We start from the raw sequence: 761 nt of genomic DNA on the forward strand, positions 1-761 counted from the left end.
CATCGGGACGGGGATCGGGACGTTGATGCCGATCATGCCGACCTTGACCTCGCGTTGGAACCGGCGCGCGGCCGCTCCCGAGGAGGTGAACAGCGCGGTGCCGTTCCCGTAGGGGTTGGCGTTGATGAGACGGATGGCTTCGTCCACGTCGGCCGCGCGGGCGACGGCGAGGACGGGCCCGAAGATCTCGTTCTTGTAGGCGTCCATGTCGGGCGTGACCTTGTCCAGGAGTGAAGGGCCGACGAAGAAGCCGCCCTCGTGGCCCGGAACCGATAGTCCGGAGCCGTCCACGATGACCTCGGCGCCTTGGGCCAGGCCCGAGGCGACCGCGTTCTCGGCGCGGTCCTTGGCGGCGGCGGTGACCACCGGTCCCATTTCGGAGGTCGGGTCGTCGCCGGGGCCGACCTTGACCTCCTCGGCCTTCTGCTTGAGGACTTCGACGAGGGCGTCCCCGGCCTCGCCGACGGCGACGGTGACGGAGATGGCCATGCAGCGCTGGCCGGCGGAGCCGAACGCGGCGGCGGTCAGATGGTTCGCGGCGAATTCGAGGTCGGCGTCGGGCAGGACCACGGCGTGGTTCTTCGCCCCACCGAGCGCTTGGACGCGTTTGCCGGTCGCGGTGGCCTTCTGGTGCACGTATTTCGCGATCGGTGTGGAGCCGACGAAGGAGACCGCGGCGATGCCGGGGTGGTCGAGGATCGCGTCGACGGCGGTCTTGTCGCCGTGGACGACGTTGAACACCCCGTCGGGCAGGCCGGCTT

1 protein-coding gene is annotated in these 761 nt (G+C 69.8%); it reads right to left on the bottom strand.

Features of this window, described 5'->3' with window-relative positions:
• Nucleotides 1-761 (bottom strand): aldehyde dehydrogenase family protein (locus FAB82_RS23965; RefSeq protein WP_136537092.1); only part of this gene is annotated, 761 nt, incomplete at both ends.

Origin of the sequence: Glycomyces buryatensis (assembly GCF_004912275.1) — a bacterium.
Classification (GTDB): Bacteria; Actinomycetota; Actinomycetes; order Mycobacteriales; family Micromonosporaceae; genus Glycomyces; species Glycomyces buryatensis.